The sequence below is a fragment of the Colwellia sp. BRX8-9 genome, assembly GCF_014077245.1.
GTDB lineage: Bacteria > Pseudomonadota > Gammaproteobacteria > Enterobacterales > Alteromonadaceae > Colwellia_A.
Genome location: NZ_JACGVN010000004.1, coordinates 233,547 through 252,085, shown reverse-complemented (window position 1 = coordinate 252,085; position 18,539 = coordinate 233,547). Strand labels below are relative to the sequence as shown.

Sequence of the window (18,539 nt, the reverse complement as noted above, 5' to 3'; positions counted from 1 at the left end):
TGACATGACTTCACTTTTCTCACTAAACTGTATCAATGTGGGAATAAGTGGGAATTAGTGGATCTTAAAGGATTACTAAAATAATAAAGCAGGATTATGTTTAGAGGCACAAGCGCAATTACGCTCGACAGTAAAAATAGAATCACGGTACCGACCAAGTACCGCGAAGAGCTATTTGCCGATTGCCAAGGAAAAATGGTTTGTACCGTTGATATTCAACATCCCTGCCTACTACTTTACCCGCTTCCTGAATGGGAAGAAATAGAATTAAAATTGTGTAGTTTATCGAGTATGAACCCACAAGAACGATTGTTACAGCAAGTACTTTTAGGCAATGCTTCTGATTGTGAAATTGATAAGAGTGGTCGCTTATTGATTAATGGTCCGTTGCGTTTACATGCCAATTTAGAAAAAGGTGTGATGCTGGTAGGACAATTAAAGAAATTTGAAATTTGGAGTGAAAATGCCTGGCAAGCGCAAATGCAAAAAGGCATTAGCCAAATTCAGTCGGGTGAAATTGAACTGACTGACCGCTTGTTAGACTTATCACTGTAAATAGCAAAAATAAGACTAAAAATAGTTAATAACCCGATACCGAATTGATCACTTGGTATTCAGTAACATGGTGTTACCCAAAATGAAATTAGATAATTCACATATCTCGGTATTGCTTGACGAAGCAGTGACCGGACTCGCAATCAACCCCGATGGTACCTATATCGACTGTACGTTTGGTCGAGGCGGGCACTCAGCCCTTATACTTTCTCAACTCTCTGAAAATGGTCGACTTATTGCCATTGACCGAGATCTTACGGCAATTAAAGCAGCAGAAAAATTTGCTGACGATGCTCGATTCACTATTGAGCACGAAGGCTTTGCCGACTTACAAAACATTGCTGAAAAGCATCAATTACTTGGTAAAGTTGACGGTATTCTCCTTGACCTTGGCGTGTCTTCGCCGCAGCTTGATGAAGCCGAACGTGGCTTTAGCTTTATGAATGATGGCCCATTAGACATGCGTATGGATACTTCGCGTGGACAAACCGCAGCAGAATGGATTGCTGTGGCTGATGTTGAAGATATTACTTGGGTACTACGTACTTTTGGTGAAGAAAAACACGCTTGGCGAATTGCTAACGCCATTGTTGATACACGTGAAGAAACCCCTTATACCCGTACTAGTCAGTTAGCCAAAATCATTCAAACGACAGCACCACAACGCGAAATTAAAAAGCACCCAGCGACACGAAGCTTTCAAGCGATCCGTATTTACATTAATAGTGAGTTAGAGCAAATTGAAAAAGTACTTGCGGCATCATTATCAGTACTTGCTGAAAATGGTCGTTTAGTGGTTATTAGCTTTCATTCATTAGAAGACCGTCTTGTTAAGCAGTTTATGAAAAAACACTCGCAAGGCAAAAAAGTGCCTCGTGGTTTACCGATCAGTGAAGCAGAATTGAATAAAGGTAAAAAATTAGAACTTGTTGGTCGAAGACTAAAACCCAGTGAAAGTGAAGTTGAAGAAAATAAACGTTCACGAAGTTCAGTCATGCGGGTTGCAATGAGATTACCGCTTTAATGCGGCTGATATAGTTATGGCAAACTCAAAAATGGCATTGCCATTAGAAGTTTGGTACGACATTCAGCGACATATATTTATATATCTGTTGTTAGTTATGGTGGTTATTTCGGCATTTTCGGTGATTTACTTCACCCATTTAAATCGTCAAACCACCAGTGGTTTAGAAATATTATTAACAGAAAGAGATGAGTTAGATATTGAGTGGCGTAATTTATTGTTAGAGCAAAATAGCCTAGCTGAGCACAGTACGATAGAAAGCAAAGCTAGAAAATTATTACAGATGAAAAGACCGAATATAAATTCGGAAATTATCATTCAACAACAATGAGCAAGTTAGTGAAGAAACAAGTAGATAAACAGCAAATTTCGGTGGCATGGCGTTTTTACGTTGTGGTCGGCCTAATAGTGTTTGTTTATGCAGGTTTGTTGGCTCGCAGTGCATATATTCAAATCATTGAACCTGACATGTTGAAAAAACAGGGAGATATGCGCTCATTACGTACCGCTGCTCATACCGTACAACGTGGTTCAATTGTCGATCGTAACGGCCGTGAACTGGCGATCAGTGTCCCGGTTGAAACCGTGTGGGCAGATCCTAAAATTATCATGGACAACAATGCGCTAGCAATGAAAGAGCATTGGCAAGCACTTGCCGATGTTTTAGGGCGTAATGTTAACAAACTAACTTCACGTATTGTTAAAAACCCAACTAAACGTTTTGTTTATGTTGAACGTAAAGTATCGCCAGCAATGGCTAAATACATTAAAGAATTAAAAATACCGGGTATTCATTTACGAAAAGAATCAAAACGGTTTTATCCATCAGGAGAAATAAGCGCTCATGTTGTTGGCTTTACCAATGTAGATGACAAAGGTATCGAGGGTGTTGAACGCGTTTACGATCAATTACTGACGGGAACTGACGGCGAAAAACAATACCGTAAAGATGCTAAGGGCCGTAAAATAGAAATACTGTCTGAGCAAGAATCTACTCAGCCCAAAGATATCGTTTTGAGTATTGATCAGCGTATTCAAGCCATCGCTTATAAAGAATTAAAAGGTGCGGTAAAAGCATTTAAAGCGACATCAGGCTCAGTCGTTGTTACTAATGTTCATACAGGCGAAATTTTAGCGCTGGTAAATAGCCCATCTTATAATCCTAATAATCGTCGAAACACAGCGATCCATCGTTTTAGAAATCGAGCGATCACCGATTTTTATGAACCGGGTTCAACCTTAAAGCCTTTAACTGCATTAACCGCCTTAGAGTTTGGTTCGGTAAAAGCCGACAGCATCATTGATACCAGTCCAGGTTGGATGCGTTTAGGTGGCCGCAGAGTTGGCGATCCTATTAACCGTGGTAAATTAAGTATTACTGATATTTTGGTGCATTCATCAAATATGGGCACGACAAAATTAGCACTTTCAGTACCGAAAGAATTTTTACTGAATAAATTTTTTGATGCTGGCTTTGGCGAAGAAACGGGTGTTGGCTTAGTTGGCGAAAGTTCAGGTATTATGCATGATCGCCAACGTTGGTCGAAATTTGAATTAGCGACCTTATCTTGGGGGCATGGTGTTGCGGCAACCCCGCTTCAACTAGCACGTTTTTATTCAACCTTAGCTAATGGCGGCACTAAAAAGCCGCTCACTATTATCAAAAAAGATACCTTGGATACTATTCCACTTCGAGATGTACGGATTTTTTCAGAGCAATCAAGTGAACAAGTTGTTGGCATGTTAGAAAATGTGGTTAATGAGCATACCCCAAATGCTAAGGTAGAAGGTTACCGTGTTGGTGGCAAAACGGGCACTGCAATTAAAGCTTTCGCTGGTGGCTATGGCAATGAATACGTTGGCTTGTTTGCTGGCATGGCACCAATTTCTGATCCTGAGATTGTGGTTGTTGTTGTTATTAATGAACCTGGCGGCGATTTATACCATGGTGGCGAAGTTGCTGCCCCTGTCTTTTCAAGAGTAATGAAAGGCGCATTGCGGGTATTAAATATTGCCCCAGATGCAAAGCGTGTTGCTGATATAAGACCTGTGGTCAGTGAAGACAAGCCAACAATGAAAGTAAAACAGGAGCATGCCGATGCCTAAGTTTACTTTTTCATTGAGCCAAGCACAATTATTTGACGTTTTTAAACGGTTTAATTTACCGTTACCTGCATTGGCTGAACGGGCTTATTTCCCAATGAATTGTGGAGATTTGATTAATGATACTCGTAAATTAAAAGCGGGCGATGTCTTTTGTGCGATTATCGGCCATCAGCAAAATGGTAATGATTTTATTAACCAAGCCGTATCATTAGAGTGTGGGTTAATCATTGCTGAATGCAGCAATGCCAGCCAACATGGTGAAATTGTTTATTTAACGACAGAAAATTCAGATAAACAAATAGCACAAGTCTATTTCTATCAACTCAATGAAAAGTTATTTTCATTTGCTAAGGGGTATTATCAAAGTCCACAAGATAATATGACGATTATAGGTATTACTGGCACCAATGGTAAAACCAGCACCAGTCAAATAATCTCAAAATTATTAGCGAGTTGCCAACAAAGAACAGCGGTTATAGGCACTAATGGCGCTGGACAAATTGAATCGCTACAAACCGTTGAAAACACGACACCGGCAGCAACACAGTTGCATCAGTTAATGGCTGAGTTCTCTGCAGATCATTGTAAAAATGTTGCTATGGAAATATCTTCTCATGCACTTGAGCAGCGGCGTGTTATAGCAAATTTACTTGATATTGCCGTGTTCACCAATTTGACACGCGATCATCTTGATTATCATAAAACCATGACAAACTATGCTGACGCCAAATATCAAATTTTTAGTCATGATGCCAAACAAATAGCCATTATTAATGGTGATGACCAGCAAGGTAAACAATGGTTAGCGCATTGGCCAAATAAGCAAAGTCTTATTGTTTATGGTAAATCGGCCGCAGTTACTCAATTTTCAGCTTATGCCCAAGCCAGTGAGATGAAAACCCATGCTAATGGTGTTCAATTCATCTTGAATACCCATCTTGGTCAACAAGAAATTGACAGCGTGCTAATGGGCGATTTCAATATTGAAAATTTATTAGCGGGTATTGCTGTATTGATGAGTAAAAATATTTCATTACATGATATCGCGTTAGCGGTTAAAGCATTAACACCGATTGTTGGCCGCATGGAAACATTTAAAGCTAATAATAAAGCAACCACTATTGTTGACTATGCACATACTCCCGATGCATTAGTCAGTGCACTGCATGCTTGTCGCCACCATTGTAAAGGTGAGTTATGGGTGGTGTTTGGTTGTGGAGGAGACAGAGACAAAGGTAAGCGACCACTAATGGCGCTAGCAGCCGAGAATGGTGCTGATCATCTGGTGTTTACCACAGATAATCCAAGAACAGAAAAAGCTGAAGATATCGTTGCCGATATGCTCGCGGGGTGTCTTTTTCCTGAAAAAATTACCGTTTTACTTGACCGCGAAGCCGCGATCAAAGCTACCTTGGCAAAAGCAAAGGCTGATGACATGGTTTTACTTGCGGGTAAAGGCCATGAAGACTACATCATAGTAGCTAATGAAAAAATTAATTATAACGAACGTGAATTGGTTAAAGCCATTTATGACGTTTATCAACAACAAAGTAACACTGCAGGAGCAATCTCATGATCCCATTATGCTTAGCTGAAATTGCTTTAGCCGTTGATGGTAAGCTCGTTGGAGAAAACATCACTATTGATAGCATTAATACCGATAGTCGAGCATTAGCAAAGGGTGAATTATTTCTTGCGCTCAAGGGGCCAAATTTTGATGCACACCGTTTTTTGAATCAGGTGATTGAATTAGGTTGTGCAGCCGTGATTGTTCAAGATGATTGCCAACTGAGTATTCCTCAAATTATTGTTGAAGATACGCATAAAGCCTTAGGCAAGATAGCTGCTTATGTGAAAGAAAAAGTTGCCCCTAAAACGGTTGCTATTACCGGAAGTAGTGGTAAAACCACAGTAAAAGAAATGGTAGCGGCAATTTTATCACGCTTGGGCAAGGTATTAGCAACAAAAGGGAATTTTAATAACGATATTGGTGTGCCACTCACCTTATTGCGCCTTGAGTCACAGCACGAATTTGCTGTGGTTGAGTTGGGTGCAAATCATATGGGTGAAATAGCTTACACCTCAGCATTAGTGAAGCCTGATGTTGCTATTATTAATAATATTGCCGCGGCTCATTTAGAGGGATTTGGCGATTTATGCGGTGTGGCACGTGCAAAAGGTGAAATTTTTGAAGGCCTAAGCAGTGGCGGCATTGCTCTATATAACCAAGATTGTAAATTTGCCAATAAATGGCAATGGCGTTTGGTTGACAAAAAAGTAAGAACGTTCTCATGTGAACAAGCTGCTGACTGTTTCTCAAGTGATGTAATACTTGATGATACAGGTTGTGCTGGCTTTAAGCTTAATACTCACTCTGGCAATACGTTCATTGAATTAACGGTGCCGGGGAAACACAATGTTTGTAATGCGGTTGCTGCAGCTGCGATTGCTTTAGAATTTGGTGCTAGCCTTGACGATATTCGTTTAGGCTTGGCTGAAATGTCACCGGTGAAAGGCCGATTAAATTTACATCAGTTAACACCCACGTTTAAATTAATTGATGATACTTACAACGCAAATGTTGAATCAATAAAAGCGGCTAGCGATTTATTGGCTAGCTACTCAGGTCGACGCATCCTTATCCTTGGTGATATGGGTGAATTGGGCGCACAAGCTCGAGGTTATCATCATGAAGTTGGCGATTATGCTAAACAATGCAAAATTGATGATTTACTGACGCTGGGCGTGCTGAGTCAAAGTTCAGCTGATGCTTTTAATGGCCAACATTTTAGTGACAGAGTGTCGTTAATGCGTTGTTTAACTTCTTTATTGGAAAATGAGCAGCAAGCGATCTCTATCTTAGTCAAAGGATCACGTAGTGCGCGTATGGAAAATGTAGTGCAAGATATTATTAACTGGCGTAAAAATTTAGAACTCTCTTCGTCAACTTCAGAACATAAATCATCGGAGATAAGTTCATGCTAGTTTGGCTAAGTGAATATTTAACACAGTATTACAGTTTTTTTAATGTTTTTTCTTATCTAACATTTCGCGCCATTGTAAGTACATTAACCGCGTTAACTATATCTTTGTACTTTGGTCCTAAGCTGATCCGTTTCTTGCAAAATATGCAAGTGGGTCAGGTTGTTCGCGATGATGGCCCCGAAAGCCATTTGGTGAAAACCGGCACGCCGACTATGGGTGGGCTGTTAATTTTAGCCGCTATTGTGGTCAGTGTTTTACTCTGGGCCGATTTAAGTAACACCTATGTTTGGGTCGTACTTTTTGTTATCACCAGTTTTGGCCTAATAGGCTTTGTTGATGATTATCGAAAAGTTATTCGCAAAGACCCTAATGGTTTAATTGCGCGTTGGAAATACTTTTGGCAAACCGTTGCGGGTTTAGCGACCGCCTTGTTTTTATATTCTCTTGCTCAAAGTCCCGAAGAAACAAGTTTACTTATTCCGTTCGTTAAAGACGTATTACCTCAACTGGGTATTTTTTACGTTGGTATGACCTACTTTGTGATTGTTGGGACCAGTAACGCAGTTAATTTAACTGATGGTTTAGATGGCTTAGCAATAGTGCCAACGATAATGGTCGCCGGCGCTTTTGCTATTTTTGCCTACATGACAGGACACGCAAACTTCTCTGAATATTTAAATATTCCCCACATTGCGATGGCGAGTGAGTTAGTGGTTGTTTGTACGGCTATTGTTGGCGCAGGTTTGGGATTTCTCTGGTTTAACACTTACCCTGCACAAGTATTTATGGGCGATGTTGGTTCTTTAGCACTTGGTGCAGCCTTGGGTGTTATCGCGGTTTTAGTTCGACAAGAATTAGTGTTGTTCATTATGGGCGGTGTTTTTGTTATGGAAACGGTGTCAGTTATTTTACAAGTTGGCTCTTATAAATTACGTGGCCAACGTATTTTCCGTATGGCGCCTATTCACCATCATTACGAATTAAAAGGCTGGCCTGAGCCAAGAGTTATTGTCCGTTTTTGGATTATCTCATTAGTACTGGTATTGATTGGTTTAGCGACATTAAAACTACGCTAACAATGATTGATTAATAAATCGTTTAATAAAAAATAGTATTTAAAGTAGGTATAAAGCATAAAATGACGCAAAAAATTTCACAAGCTCCGCTAGCGATAGCGCAGCTAACAACCCAAAAAATTGTTGTCCTCGGTGCAGGGTTAACAGGGTTGTCTTGTGTGCGTTATTTAGCAAAAAATGGCTTAACTTGCTCGGTAAATGACAGTCGTGATAATGCCATTAATATTGACGTTTTTAAGCAAGAGTTTCCACATACAGCGTTAACGTTAGGTGGCTGGGATAAAACACTGATCGCTTCAGCCGATGTTTTACTGGTCAGCCCAGGTGTAGATACCAGTATTGCTGACATTGCTAAGCAGATAAGCAAAAATTGTATTGTTGCTGGAGACGTTGAGCTTTATTGTCAAAATAATAACACCGCTATTCTTGCTGTTACCGGTTCAAATGGTAAATCAACGGTGGTGTCTTTATTGGCTTTTCTCGGACAAAGGCTGGGTAAAAAAGTTGAACTAGGCGGTAATATTGGAGTACCGGTACTAGAACAATCGCAAAAATCACTCGACTGCTTAGTCTTAGAACTTTCTAGTTTTCAATTAGAAACATTACGCAGTATGAAGGCGATTGCTGCAACTGTTTTAAATGTGAGCGATGATCATTTAGATCGTCATAAAACCTTAGAAAACTATGCCGCGATTAAACGAGGTATTTATCAACAGTGTCAAACGGCTATTACTAATCGTGATGATGTTAATACTCAACTTGTTGGTAAGGCGCAAAAGTCACTTTCGTTTGGTAGCGATGTTGCACTCGACGGTCATTTTGGCATGTCGGTGATTGATGGACAAAGACAATTAATGTTTGGCTCAAAGCCGCTTATTGGTGTTAATCAACTACCTATTGCCGGTTTACACAATGCCTTGAACTGTTTAGCGGTATTGGCACTAGGTCATAGTGCTGGTTGGCCACTTGACGAGATGTTAGTACATTTAGTTGAATTTAAAGGCTTGGAACATCGTTGTCAGCTGATATCAACGTATAAAAATGTGCAATGGATTAACGACTCTAAAGCAACCAATGTTGGCGCAACCCTAGCAGCGATTGAAGGCTTAGCCGCTATGATGTCAGTAGATAACAACTTATATGTTATTGCGGGTGGCGATGGCAAAGGAGCAGACTTTTCCCCATTAACTAACGTTTTTTCTAAAGATGTTAGCCATGTTTTTACCTTAGGTAAAGACGGCGATGAAGTGGCTGCTGTCGCTAATAAAGCAAAGATAAAAAATAGTAAAGTTACCCGTATTGAACAAGCGATTAATATCCTTGGCAATATCGTTAAATCAGGTGATGTAGTGTTACTTTCACCGGCTTGTGCCAGCATTGATATGTTCAAGAACTTTGCTGAACGTGGCGAAGTCTTTGTCAATGCGGTTAACAAGTTGAGCGGAGAAAATAAAACACCAAGCTTGCCAGAGGAGAACTCATGACAACATCAGTTCTCTCTAAACTCGATAATATAAAACTACCCATGTGGTTATCGGCAGAGCAAGGTTCTAGCAGCGCTACATTTGATCGTACGTACTTATTACTCGCTATTAGTATGTATATGATTGGTCTCATTATGGTCGCCAGTTCGTCTATGCCTGTAGCAGAAAGATTGTTCAATGACCCGTTTCATTTTGTCGAGCGTCACTTTATTTATATTTGTATAAGTTTGTTGGTGGCCGTTGTCACGATGAGCGTACCGATGAGTCTTTGGCAAAAACACAGTGGGCATTTACTGCTATTGGGGATTTTACTGTTAGTTGTGGTGTTAGTGATTGGCCGAACGGTTAATGGTTCGACACGTTGGATTGTTGTGGGTCCAATAACGTTACAAGCGGCAGAGCCTGCGAAATTGTTTTTCTTTTGTTATTTATCGTCTTATCTTGTTCGACGTCGTGATGAAGTGATGGAAAACGTTAAAGGGTTTGCTAAACCACTCGTTGTCTTTACTGTACTTGGTGGTTTGTTATTAATGCAACCAGATTTAGGTACCATTGTTGTGATGTTTGTGACCACTTTTGGTCTGTTATTTTTAGCTGGCGCTAAACTTTGGCAATTTGCTTGTGTATCTGGCGTTGGCATTAGTTTATTATCCGCGCTCGCTTATTTTTCTCCTTATCGTTGGGCGCGAGTTACCGGCTTTTTAGACCCTTGGGAAGATCCATTTGGCAGTGGTTATCAATTAACACAATCATTGATGGCATATGGCCGTGGTGAGATTTTTGGACAAGGGTTAGGAAATAGTATTCAAAAGCTAGAATATTTACCCGAAGCGCATACCGATTTTGTTATGGCGGTTGTTGCAGAAGAACTTGGCTTTATTGGCATAAGCGTGATCTTAATGCTGAGTATGTTTTTAGTGCTCAAGGCACTGTTACTTGGCAGAGCCGCTTTACAAAAAGAAAAATATTTCGAAGGCTTTTTTGCTTACGCTATTGGTATTTGGATAAGCTTTCAAGCTGCGGTCAATGTTGGTGCTAGTGCAGGTGTAGTGCCCACTAAAGGGTTAACGATGCCGTTATTAAGTTATGGCGGTAGCTCGATGATCATTATGACCATGGCGGTGTTTATCTTGATGAGAATAGATCATGAGATACGTTTGCAAAGTATTCAGGCGACCACTAAGAAAAAATCAAAGAAAAACAAAATAAAAAAAAGTAATGCAATGAATAAAATAGTAGTAAAACCCAAAACTAAAGATGATAAGGAGGGTGAACAATATGACTGGATTTGAAAATACAACTAGCAAAAAAGCACCCACTTTATTAGTGATGGCTGGTGGCACAGGTGGTCATATTTTCCCAGGTATAGCTGTGGCAGAAATGCTCAAAGCTCAAGGCTGGAAGATACATTGGCTTGGCACTGAAAAACGTATGGAAGCAAAAATTGTTCCTGAGCATGGGTTTGATATTTCATTTATCAATATTGCCGGTGTACGTAATAAAAGCTTGTTAGAGCGTGTTAAAATACCGTTTCAATTATTACAGTCGGTTTTACAATCAATTGCGATATTACGCAAAGTAAAACCCGATGTTGTCTTAGGCATGGGCGGTTATGCAAGTGCTCCTGGTGGCTTTGCTGCTTGGTTAATGCGGATCCCTTTAGTTTTACATGAACAAAATGCGGTTGCTGGCATGACAAACCGTTATTTAGCGAAAATTGCCACTAAAGTGTTGAGTGCATTCCCAAACGCTTTTACCGCTAATATTGACTTTCAGGTGGTTGGAAACCCGTTGCGTAAAGAAATAACCGCGTTAACGCCAGTGATCCCCGAGAATCCAAGTAGTAGTAAAAAAGTACTAGTGGTTGGTGGAAGTCTTGGCGCTAAAATTTTGAATGAAACCGTGCCACAAGCGCTAAAACAAATACAACTGCAAAATATTGACGTTTGGCATCAAACGGGTCGTGATAATCAAACAGCAGTACTGGCCAGCTATAAAAAGTTTGGCTTGTCAGAAGATAAAGTTAAAGTGACTGAATTTATTGAAGATATGGCGGCCGCTTATCAATGGGCAGACATTGTTGTTTGCCGAGCAGGTGCCTTAACCGTTTCAGAACTCGCTATGGCAGCCAAACCTGCTATTTTTGTGCCTTTACCTCATGCCGTTGATGACCATCAAACCAAAAATGCGATGTATTTAGTTTCACGTGGTGCTGCAAAATTATTACCACAAAAAGAATTTAACGGTACGACTTTAGCGCAAATGCTTAACAGCCTTTTTATTTCCGACAGCGTAGTAAGGTCGATGGTGAAAGCGGCGCACGATGCTGCTCACGTTGATGCAACTCTCCGTGTTGCTAATACTTGCGCGGAGTTAGTTAACTAATGAGTAAGAAAATGAGAAACAAGATAGCCAATAACACTGCACCTATTAAATTACCAGAAATGCGCCGGGTAAAAAGCATTCACTTTGTCGGTATTGGCGGTGCAGGTATGGGGGGTATTGCCGAAGTATTGTTAAATGAAGGCTACCAAATTACTGGCTCTGATATTGGCGAAAATCAAGTTGTTACTCGCTTAATGGCGTTAGGTGCAAATATTACTATAGGTCATGCGGCAGATAACATTGTTGGTGCGAGTGTTATTGTTGTTTCAACGGCAATTAAAGCAGATAACCCTGAATTGGTGAATGCGCAAACGTTACGTATTCCTGTGGTACGTCGTGCTGAAATGTTAGCTGAATTAATGCGTTTTCGCCATGGTGTTGCGATTGCGGGGACTCATGGCAAAACAACAACGACCAGTTTGATTGCAAGTATTTTTGCTGAAGGTGACCTAGACCCAACATTTGTGATTGGTGGTTTATTAAATAGCGCTGGCACCAATGCGCGTTTGGGTAAAAGTCGTTACCTTATTGCAGAAGCCGATGAGAGTGACGCGTCATTCTTGCATCTGCAGCCTATGGTTTCAGTGATCACTAATATCGACGAAGATCACATGGAGACTTACCAAGGTGATTTTGAAAAACTTAAAGATACCTACATCGAATTTTTACATAACTTACCGTTTTATGGTTTAGCGGTTGTTTGTATTGATAACGATGTTGTGCGTGAACTCATTCCAAGAATGGGTCGTCAAGTGATCACCTATGGTTTTAGTGAAGATGCTGATGTACGAGCGACAAACTTTCAACAAAATGGTGGCGTTAGTCATTTTACCGTACAGCGTGAAGGTTTTGCTGATATCAATATGTCAGTAAACTTACCCGGTGAACATAATGTGCTGAACGCCTTGGCGAGTATCGCTGTTGCAACTGATGAAGGCGTTGACGACGCGGCCATTGTCAGTGCTCTAGAAAAATTTGCGGGTATCGGTAGACGTTTTGAACAATTGGCTAATTTAGCGACAGAAAAAGGTGAGATGATCTTAGTCGATGATTATGGACATCACCCTCGTGAAGTTAAAGCAACAATTAAAGCGATGAGAAATGGCTGGCCTGAAAAACGCTTAGTGATGATTTTTGAGCCACACCGTTACTCTCGTACACGCGATTTATACGAAGACTTTGTTGAAGTGTTATCTGAAGTCGATTGCTTATTTTTACTCGATGTTTATGCGGCGGGCGAAGCGCCTATCAACAGTGCTGACAGTAAAAGCCTAGCGCGAAGTATTCGCCAGCGTGGTCAAATTGAACCTATCTATGTTAGTAGCGCTGAAATATTAGCAGAATTGTTGCAAGCGCAATTACAAGACGGCGATATGGTTATTACACAAGGCGCAGGTACTATTGGCGTTATAGCTCGTGAAATTATGATAAACCCATTACTAAATGTTGACCTTAAAGGGGCTAAAAAGTGAAAGCACTGAAAGACCAAAGGTTAGCTGTTTTATATGGCGGCGACTCAGCAGAACGCGAAGTATCACTTAATTCTGGAAAAGCGATTACCAAGGGTCTACAACAAGCTGGTTTTGACGTTGAACTCATCGACACTCGAGGATTTTGTTTAGCTGACTTAACTAAACGAAATATCGATCGTGTTTTTATCGCTTTGCATGGTCGAGGCGGTGAAGATGGTTGTGTGCAGGGGGCTTTACAATATATGGGCATCCCCTATACCGGTTCTGATGTCTTAGGATCTGCGTTGTCCATGGACAAAATTCGTAGCAAGCAAGTGTTTCAAGCGCAAGGATTACCGACTGCGCCTTTTGCTATTGTCGAAAAAGAGGCTTACCAAGAAACTCAAGCAGAAAAAATACTGGCGACACTCGGTGGTATGGTCATGGTTAAGCCAGCCAATGAAGGCTCAAGTATTGGTATGGCCAAAGCCAAAACAGCCAATGAATTACACCAAGCATTAACGACTGCCTTTGAATATGATGACCAAATTTTAGTAGAAGCATGGATTAATGGCCCTGAATATACGGTGGCTATTTTAGGCGAAGAAGCGTTACCCGCCATTCATATGGAAACGCCTCGTGAGTTCTATGACTACGAAGCTAAATATCAATCAACGACAACACAATATCATTGTCCTGCTGGTTTGAGTGATGAAGATGAACAAGCGCTTAAAGCATTAGCGCTTAAAGCTTTTAAAGCAACTGGTGCAAAAGGATGGGGGCGCGTAGATGTTATGCGTAACAATGAAAATAAATGGCAGCTACTGGAAGTCAATACTGTTCCAGGTATGACTGAAACGTCATTGGTACCTAAAGCAGCAAAGGTACACGGCTTAAGTTTTAGTGAGCTGGTAACAAAAATAGTTGCCATTAGCACAGGACAATTAGCAGATAAATAATGACAATAACTAGTAGCAATCAACCGTCATTGTCACCATTAATGACGGAGCAACAAGAAAAATTACACTGGTCTTTTTGGCTCGGTGTGACTTTTTTTGTGCTGGTGATTGTTACTATTATTTCATTCAGTTGGTTTTTAAATAATAAAATGTCATCTGAAGAGTCAATGCCTGTTACGTCGATTGTTATTGGCGGTGAAATGCCGTTTACCAATAGACAAGATATAGAAAATGCGATTGAAGATGTTAACTTAGGAAACTTTTTTAATGTTGATGTCAATCACGTACAACAGAAAGTGGCTGAATTGCCTTGGGTATACTCGGTATCGGTACGAAAAAAGTGGCCGAATGAACTGAAAATTTATGTTGTTGATCAAACGCCGATTGCTTTATGGAATGGTGACTTTTTAATTAATCAATACGGTAAAGCATTTCAAGCAGACACCACACGTTTACAGTCTGCATTACCGGCATTTTTTGGTCCTGAAGGCAGTGAAGATCTTGCCTTAAGTAACTTTGTTAATTTAAGTAAGTTGCTGAAGTTTAGTGAGTTGTCAATTGATGAATTGTTACTTACCGAACGTCATTCTTGGCAGTTAACGCTGAAGAACGGCATAACGCTTAATTTAGGTAGAGAAAACAAAATTGAGCGTGTACAAAGATTTATGAATGTCTACCCGCAAATAATGAAAACAAAAGAAGAAAATCAGCAAGTGGATTATGTTGATTTACGTTATGACACTGGACTCGCTGTTGGTTGGAAAACCGCAGAGAATAAACAAAGAGCTTAACTTTAATGTCAAAAGTAAACGAAAGAAACTTGGTAGTAGGTTTAGACATAGGAACGTCGAAAATATCTGTTGCTGTTGGTGAAATAACACCGGACAATCAATTAAGTATTGTTGGTGTTGGAAATCAACCTGCACGAGGTATGGATAAAGGTGGCGTTAATGATTTGAATTTGGTTATTCAATCAATTCAGCGTGCTATCAACGAAGCTGAATTAATGGCCGATTGCCAAATTAGCTCGGTTTACTTAGGTATTTCAGGTAAGCATATTAGTTGTCAAAATGAAAATGGCATGGTGCCAATCAATGACAAAGAAGTCATTCAAGAAGATGTTGATAACGTAATACATACCGCGCGTTCAGTACCGATTTCCGCGGAACGACGCATGTTACATGTATTACCACAAGAATTTAGTATTGACTGCCAAGATGGGATAAAAAGCCCGATTGGTATGTCAGGTGTCCGAATGGAGGCCAAAGTTCATATTGTTACTTGTGCTAACGACATGGCTAAAAATATTGTTAAATGTGTTGAGCGCTGTGAAGTAAAAGCCGATCAACTTATTTTTTCAGCATTAGCATCTAGTTATGCTGTGCTGACAGATGATGAGAAAGAACTCGGTATTTGTGTGGTAGACATGGGCGCAGGTACGATGGATATTGCGGTATTTGCTGGCGGTGCTTTAAGACACACTGCGGTTATACCTGTGGCCGGTAATCAGGTCACCAGTGATATTGCGAAAATTTTTAGAACGCCGTTAAGCCACGCAGAAGACATTAAAGTGCAATATGCTTGTGCGCTTCGACAAATGGTGAGTATGGAAGAGAACATTGAAGTACCGAGTGTTGGCGGTCGTCCTGCACGCTCAATGTCTCGTCACACTTTAGCGGAAGTTGTTGAGCCACGTTACCAAGAGCTTTTTGAACTTATTCAAGAAGCAGTTCGCGAAGCGGGCTTAGAAGATCAAATTGCCGCAGGTTATGTGTTAACCGGTGGTACAGCGAAAATGGAAGGTGTTGTTGAGTTTGCTGAAGAAGTTTTTCAAATGCCAGTACGTGTCGCTAAGCCAAAAGGTATGAGTGGTTTAAAAGAGTATGTTGATGATTCAACTTACTCAACGGTTGTTGGTTTATTACATTACGGTATGCAAGCCAATGAACAACAAAGTATAGAGAGTAAGAAAAGTGAAGGTATTGCTAGTATTACTTCGCGTATCTTAGCTTGGTTTAAAGGTGAGTTTTAACCCTCACTAAAACCTTTGTTATAAGAAGAGTAAATAAATTTTTATCATCTACCTCAATCATGGTGGATAAGTAAAAAGTAAGAGTTAAATCGCGTTTTGGTGGAACAAAACATAAAAATCGGAGAGAGTAAAAATGTTTGAATTAATGGAAGATCATAACGAAGAAGCAGTAATCAAAGTCATTGGTGTTGGTGGTGGTGGCGGTAATGCAGTTGAGCACATGGTTTGTCAAACCATTGAAGGTGTTGAATTTATTACGGCAAATACCGATTCACAAGCATTACGTAATTCAGCAGCCAATGTTACTTTACAACTTGGTGCAGATGTTACTAAAGGCTTAGGTGCCGGCGCTAACCCTGAAATAGGTCGTCGCAGCGCTGAAGAAGACAGAGAAACGATTAGAGAAACTCTACAAGGGGCTGATATGATCTTTATCGCCGCAGGTATGGGTGGTGGTACAGGTACGGGTGCTGCTCCAGTTGTTGCTGAAATTGCAAAAGAAATGGGCATATTAACGGTTGCTGTTGTTACCAAACCCTTCCCATTTGAAGGCAAGAAACGCATGAACTATGCAGATCAAGGTATTGAGTTATTATCAAAAAGTGTCGACTCATTAATTACTATACCTAATGAAAAATTATTAAAAGTTTTAGGCCCAGGTACGTCGTTACTTGACGCTTTTAAAGCCGCAAATAATGTATTGTTAGGTGCTGTGCAGGGTATTGCAGAGCTAATTACTCGTCCAGGTTTGATTAACGTCGATTTCGCCGATGTGCGTACCGTTATGTCAGAAATGGGCACAGCAATGATGGGTTCTGGTATTGCATCGGGTCCTGATCGTGCAGAAGAAGCTGCAGAAGCTGCAATTTCGAGTCCATTACTTGAAGATGTTGACCTAGCCGGTGCTCGCGGTATTTTGGTAAACATTACTGCTGGCATGGATATTAGTATCGATGAATTTGAAACAGTGGGTAATGCAGTAAAGGCCTTTGCTTCTGAAAATGCAACGGTTGTTGTTGGTGCGGTTATCGACCCTGAAATGACTAATGAATTACGTGTAACTGTAGTTGCAACCGGTATTGGTGCTGATCGCAAGCCAGATATAACACTAGTAAATCCAGCTCCTACTGTTGCACCTATTGCCGTTGGCCAAGAATTTATTGCTAGCCCACAGGCAGAAGTAAATACAGCGCCGATAACAATGCAAGACAGCAATGCTCAAGTACAAACTGCAGCAGATATCGAGAACTATTTAGATATCCCGGCATTTTTACGTAAACAAGCTGACTAATTTGAACGGTTAATTTTGTCATCAGAGAATAAAAATAGTGTATATAATCGCTAATATTATTCGAATTAATATGTGACTAGGGTACAGCTGGTTGAACAGTTGTGTGTAAAATAATGTGAAGCTAAAAGCTGATATTTTGATTTTGTTATGTTTTTCTGCTATATTGTGCGCCCGTCGAAAGAGGACGGTGCATTTCAAGGTTAGTAAAAGCTTAATAAGGCATTTATGATTAAACAACGTACATTAAAAGACAGTGTAACCGCCGTTGGTGTTGGTTTACACAAAGGTGAAAAGGTGCAGTTGACTCTCCGTCCTGCGCCAGCCAATACTGGTATTGTTTTTCGCCGCATAGATTTAGATCCGATTGTTGAAATTTCAGCAACGCCTGAAGCTGTGGGCGAGACAACTTTGTGTACGTGCTTAGTCAATGAACAAGGTGTGAAGATTTCCACCGTCGAGCACTTGTTATCAGCTGCCGCAGGTTTAGGTATTGACAACTTAATTGTTGAAATAGATTCTCCTGAAATCCCGATTATGGACGGTAGCGCATTGCCGTTCGTTTATTTAATACAGTCGGTTGGCATCAAAACATTAGCAGCAGCAAAACGTTTTATTCGCATAAAGAAAACTGTTCGTGTTGAAGAAGGTGACAAATGGGCAGAATTAAAGCCTTACCATGGTTTTAAAATTAATTTTGCTATTGAATTTGAACATCCTGTTATTTCTAAAACATGTCAGACGATGAGCATGGACTTATCTAGCTGTTCTTTTATTAAAGAAATTAGTCGAGCACGTACTTTTGGCTTTATGAGTGATATCGAATTTCTTCGCTCTCACGATTTAGCTTTAGGTGGCAGTTTAGAAAATGCCATTGTACTTGACGAATACCGCATGCTTAATAAAGATGAATTACGTTATGACGATGAATTTGTTAAACACAAAATACTCGATGCGATTGGCGACTTGTACATGTGTGGTCACAGCATTTTAGGTGAGTTAAATGCCTTTAAATCCGGACATGGCTTAAATAATATCTTGTTAAGAGAAGTCTTTAAGCAAAAAGAAAGTTGGGAATGGGTGACTTACGAAGATGAAACACCGTCTCCTATCCAATATCAAGAAGTAACTGCTGCAGCATTTTAATTAAGATACTGCTAATGTTACTCAATAAAAAAACCAGTCAAATGACTG

General features: G+C 40.3%; 16 protein-coding genes. All 16 read left to right on the top strand.

The features are described 5' to 3' along the window. Positions 1-96 precede the first annotated feature (96 nt). Positions 97-555 (top strand): division/cell wall cluster transcriptional repressor MraZ, encoded by a 459-nt coding sequence (mraZ, locus tag H4J70_RS05330; RefSeq protein WP_070374782.1) that lies wholly within the window; start codon positions 97-99, stop codon positions 553-555. Positions 556-637: 82 nt separating this feature from the next. Beyond that, a complete protein-coding gene (rsmH, locus tag H4J70_RS05325) occupies positions 638-1,579 on the top strand; it encodes a 16S rRNA (cytosine(1402)-N(4))-methyltransferase RsmH (RefSeq protein WP_070377051.1) in 942 nt (313 codons plus the stop codon). A gap of 16 nt (positions 1,580-1,595) precedes the next feature. Next, positions 1,596-1,910 carry a cell division protein FtsL gene (gene ftsL, locus H4J70_RS05320; protein ID WP_182213312.1) on the top strand — a complete coding sequence of 105 codons (315 nt, stop codon included), beginning with the start codon at positions 1,596-1,598 and terminating at the stop codon, positions 1,908-1,910. Beyond that, positions 1,907-3,685: a penicillin-binding transpeptidase domain-containing protein gene (locus H4J70_RS05315; RefSeq protein WP_182250732.1), complete on the top strand. Its 1,779-nt coding sequence runs from the start codon at positions 1,907-1,909 to the stop codon at positions 3,683-3,685. Before ftsL ends, H4J70_RS05315 begins: the two co-directional genes overlap by 4 nt. Further along, positions 3,678-5,261: a UDP-N-acetylmuramoyl-L-alanyl-D-glutamate--2,6-diaminopimelate ligase gene (locus H4J70_RS05310; protein ID WP_182250731.1), complete on the top strand. Its 1,584-nt coding sequence runs from the start codon at positions 3,678-3,680 to the stop codon at positions 5,259-5,261. Before H4J70_RS05315 ends, H4J70_RS05310 begins: the two co-directional genes overlap by 8 nt. Beyond that, on the top strand, positions 5,258-6,670 hold the full coding sequence (gene murF, locus H4J70_RS05305; RefSeq protein ID WP_182213318.1) for a UDP-N-acetylmuramoyl-tripeptide--D-alanyl-D-alanine ligase: 1,413 nt from the start codon (positions 5,258-5,260) through the stop codon (positions 6,668-6,670). The genes H4J70_RS05310 and murF overlap by 4 nt, the downstream gene beginning before the upstream one ends. Beyond that, on the top strand, positions 6,664-7,746 hold the full coding sequence (gene mraY, locus H4J70_RS05300) for a phospho-N-acetylmuramoyl-pentapeptide-transferase (protein WP_182213320.1): 1,083 nt from the start codon (positions 6,664-6,666) through the stop codon (positions 7,744-7,746). The genes murF and mraY overlap by 7 nt, the downstream gene beginning before the upstream one ends. Positions 7,747-7,808: 62 nt before the next feature. Next, positions 7,809-9,230 carry a UDP-N-acetylmuramoyl-L-alanine--D-glutamate ligase gene (gene murD / locus H4J70_RS05295; protein ID WP_182213322.1) on the top strand — a complete coding sequence of 474 codons (1,422 nt, stop codon included), beginning with the start codon at positions 7,809-7,811 and terminating at the stop codon, positions 9,228-9,230. 41 nt (positions 9,231-9,271) lie between these two features. Beyond that, the gene (gene ftsW, locus H4J70_RS05290; RefSeq protein WP_259366772.1) at positions 9,272-10,522 is read left to right on the top strand and encodes a cell division protein FtsW; all 1,251 of its coding nucleotides are present in this window, start codon (positions 9,272-9,274) and stop codon (positions 10,520-10,522) included. Continuing rightward, positions 10,509-11,615, top strand: a complete 1,107-nt coding sequence (gene murG, locus H4J70_RS05285; protein WP_070374775.1) for an undecaprenyldiphospho-muramoylpentapeptide beta-N-acetylglucosaminyltransferase — start codon at positions 10,509-10,511, stop codon at positions 11,613-11,615. The genes ftsW and murG overlap by 14 nt, the downstream gene beginning before the upstream one ends. Before the next feature lie 11 nt (positions 11,616-11,626). Then, entirely contained in the window at positions 11,627-13,087 is a 1,461-nt protein-coding gene (gene murC / locus H4J70_RS05280) for a UDP-N-acetylmuramate--L-alanine ligase (RefSeq protein WP_182221130.1), read from the top strand. Then, positions 13,084-14,025, top strand: coding sequence for a D-alanine--D-alanine ligase (locus tag H4J70_RS05275; protein ID WP_070374774.1), 942 nt, complete (start codon positions 13,084-13,086; stop codon positions 14,023-14,025). Before murC ends, H4J70_RS05275 begins: the two co-directional genes overlap by 4 nt. After that, the gene (locus H4J70_RS05270) at positions 14,025-14,816 is read left to right on the top strand and encodes a cell division protein FtsQ/DivIB (RefSeq protein ID WP_259366317.1); all 792 of its coding nucleotides are present in this window, start codon (positions 14,025-14,027) and stop codon (positions 14,814-14,816) included. The genes H4J70_RS05275 and H4J70_RS05270 overlap by 1 nt, the downstream gene beginning before the upstream one ends. 5 nt (positions 14,817-14,821) lie before the next feature. Beyond that, positions 14,822-16,057, top strand: a complete 1,236-nt coding sequence (gene ftsA, locus H4J70_RS05265; protein ID WP_070374773.1) for a cell division protein FtsA — start codon at positions 14,822-14,824, stop codon at positions 16,055-16,057. 133 nt (positions 16,058-16,190) lie between these two features. After that, complete coding sequence (gene ftsZ / locus H4J70_RS05260; protein WP_070374772.1) at positions 16,191-17,348, top strand: cell division protein FtsZ; 1,158 nt, start codon at positions 16,191-16,193, stop codon at positions 17,346-17,348. A gap of 225 nt (positions 17,349-17,573) precedes the next feature. After that, positions 17,574-18,491 carry a UDP-3-O-acyl-N-acetylglucosamine deacetylase gene (lpxC, locus tag H4J70_RS05255; RefSeq protein WP_070374771.1) on the top strand — a complete coding sequence of 306 codons (918 nt, stop codon included), beginning with the start codon at positions 17,574-17,576 and terminating at the stop codon, positions 18,489-18,491. The last annotated feature ends 48 nt before the right edge of the window (positions 18,492-18,539 follow it).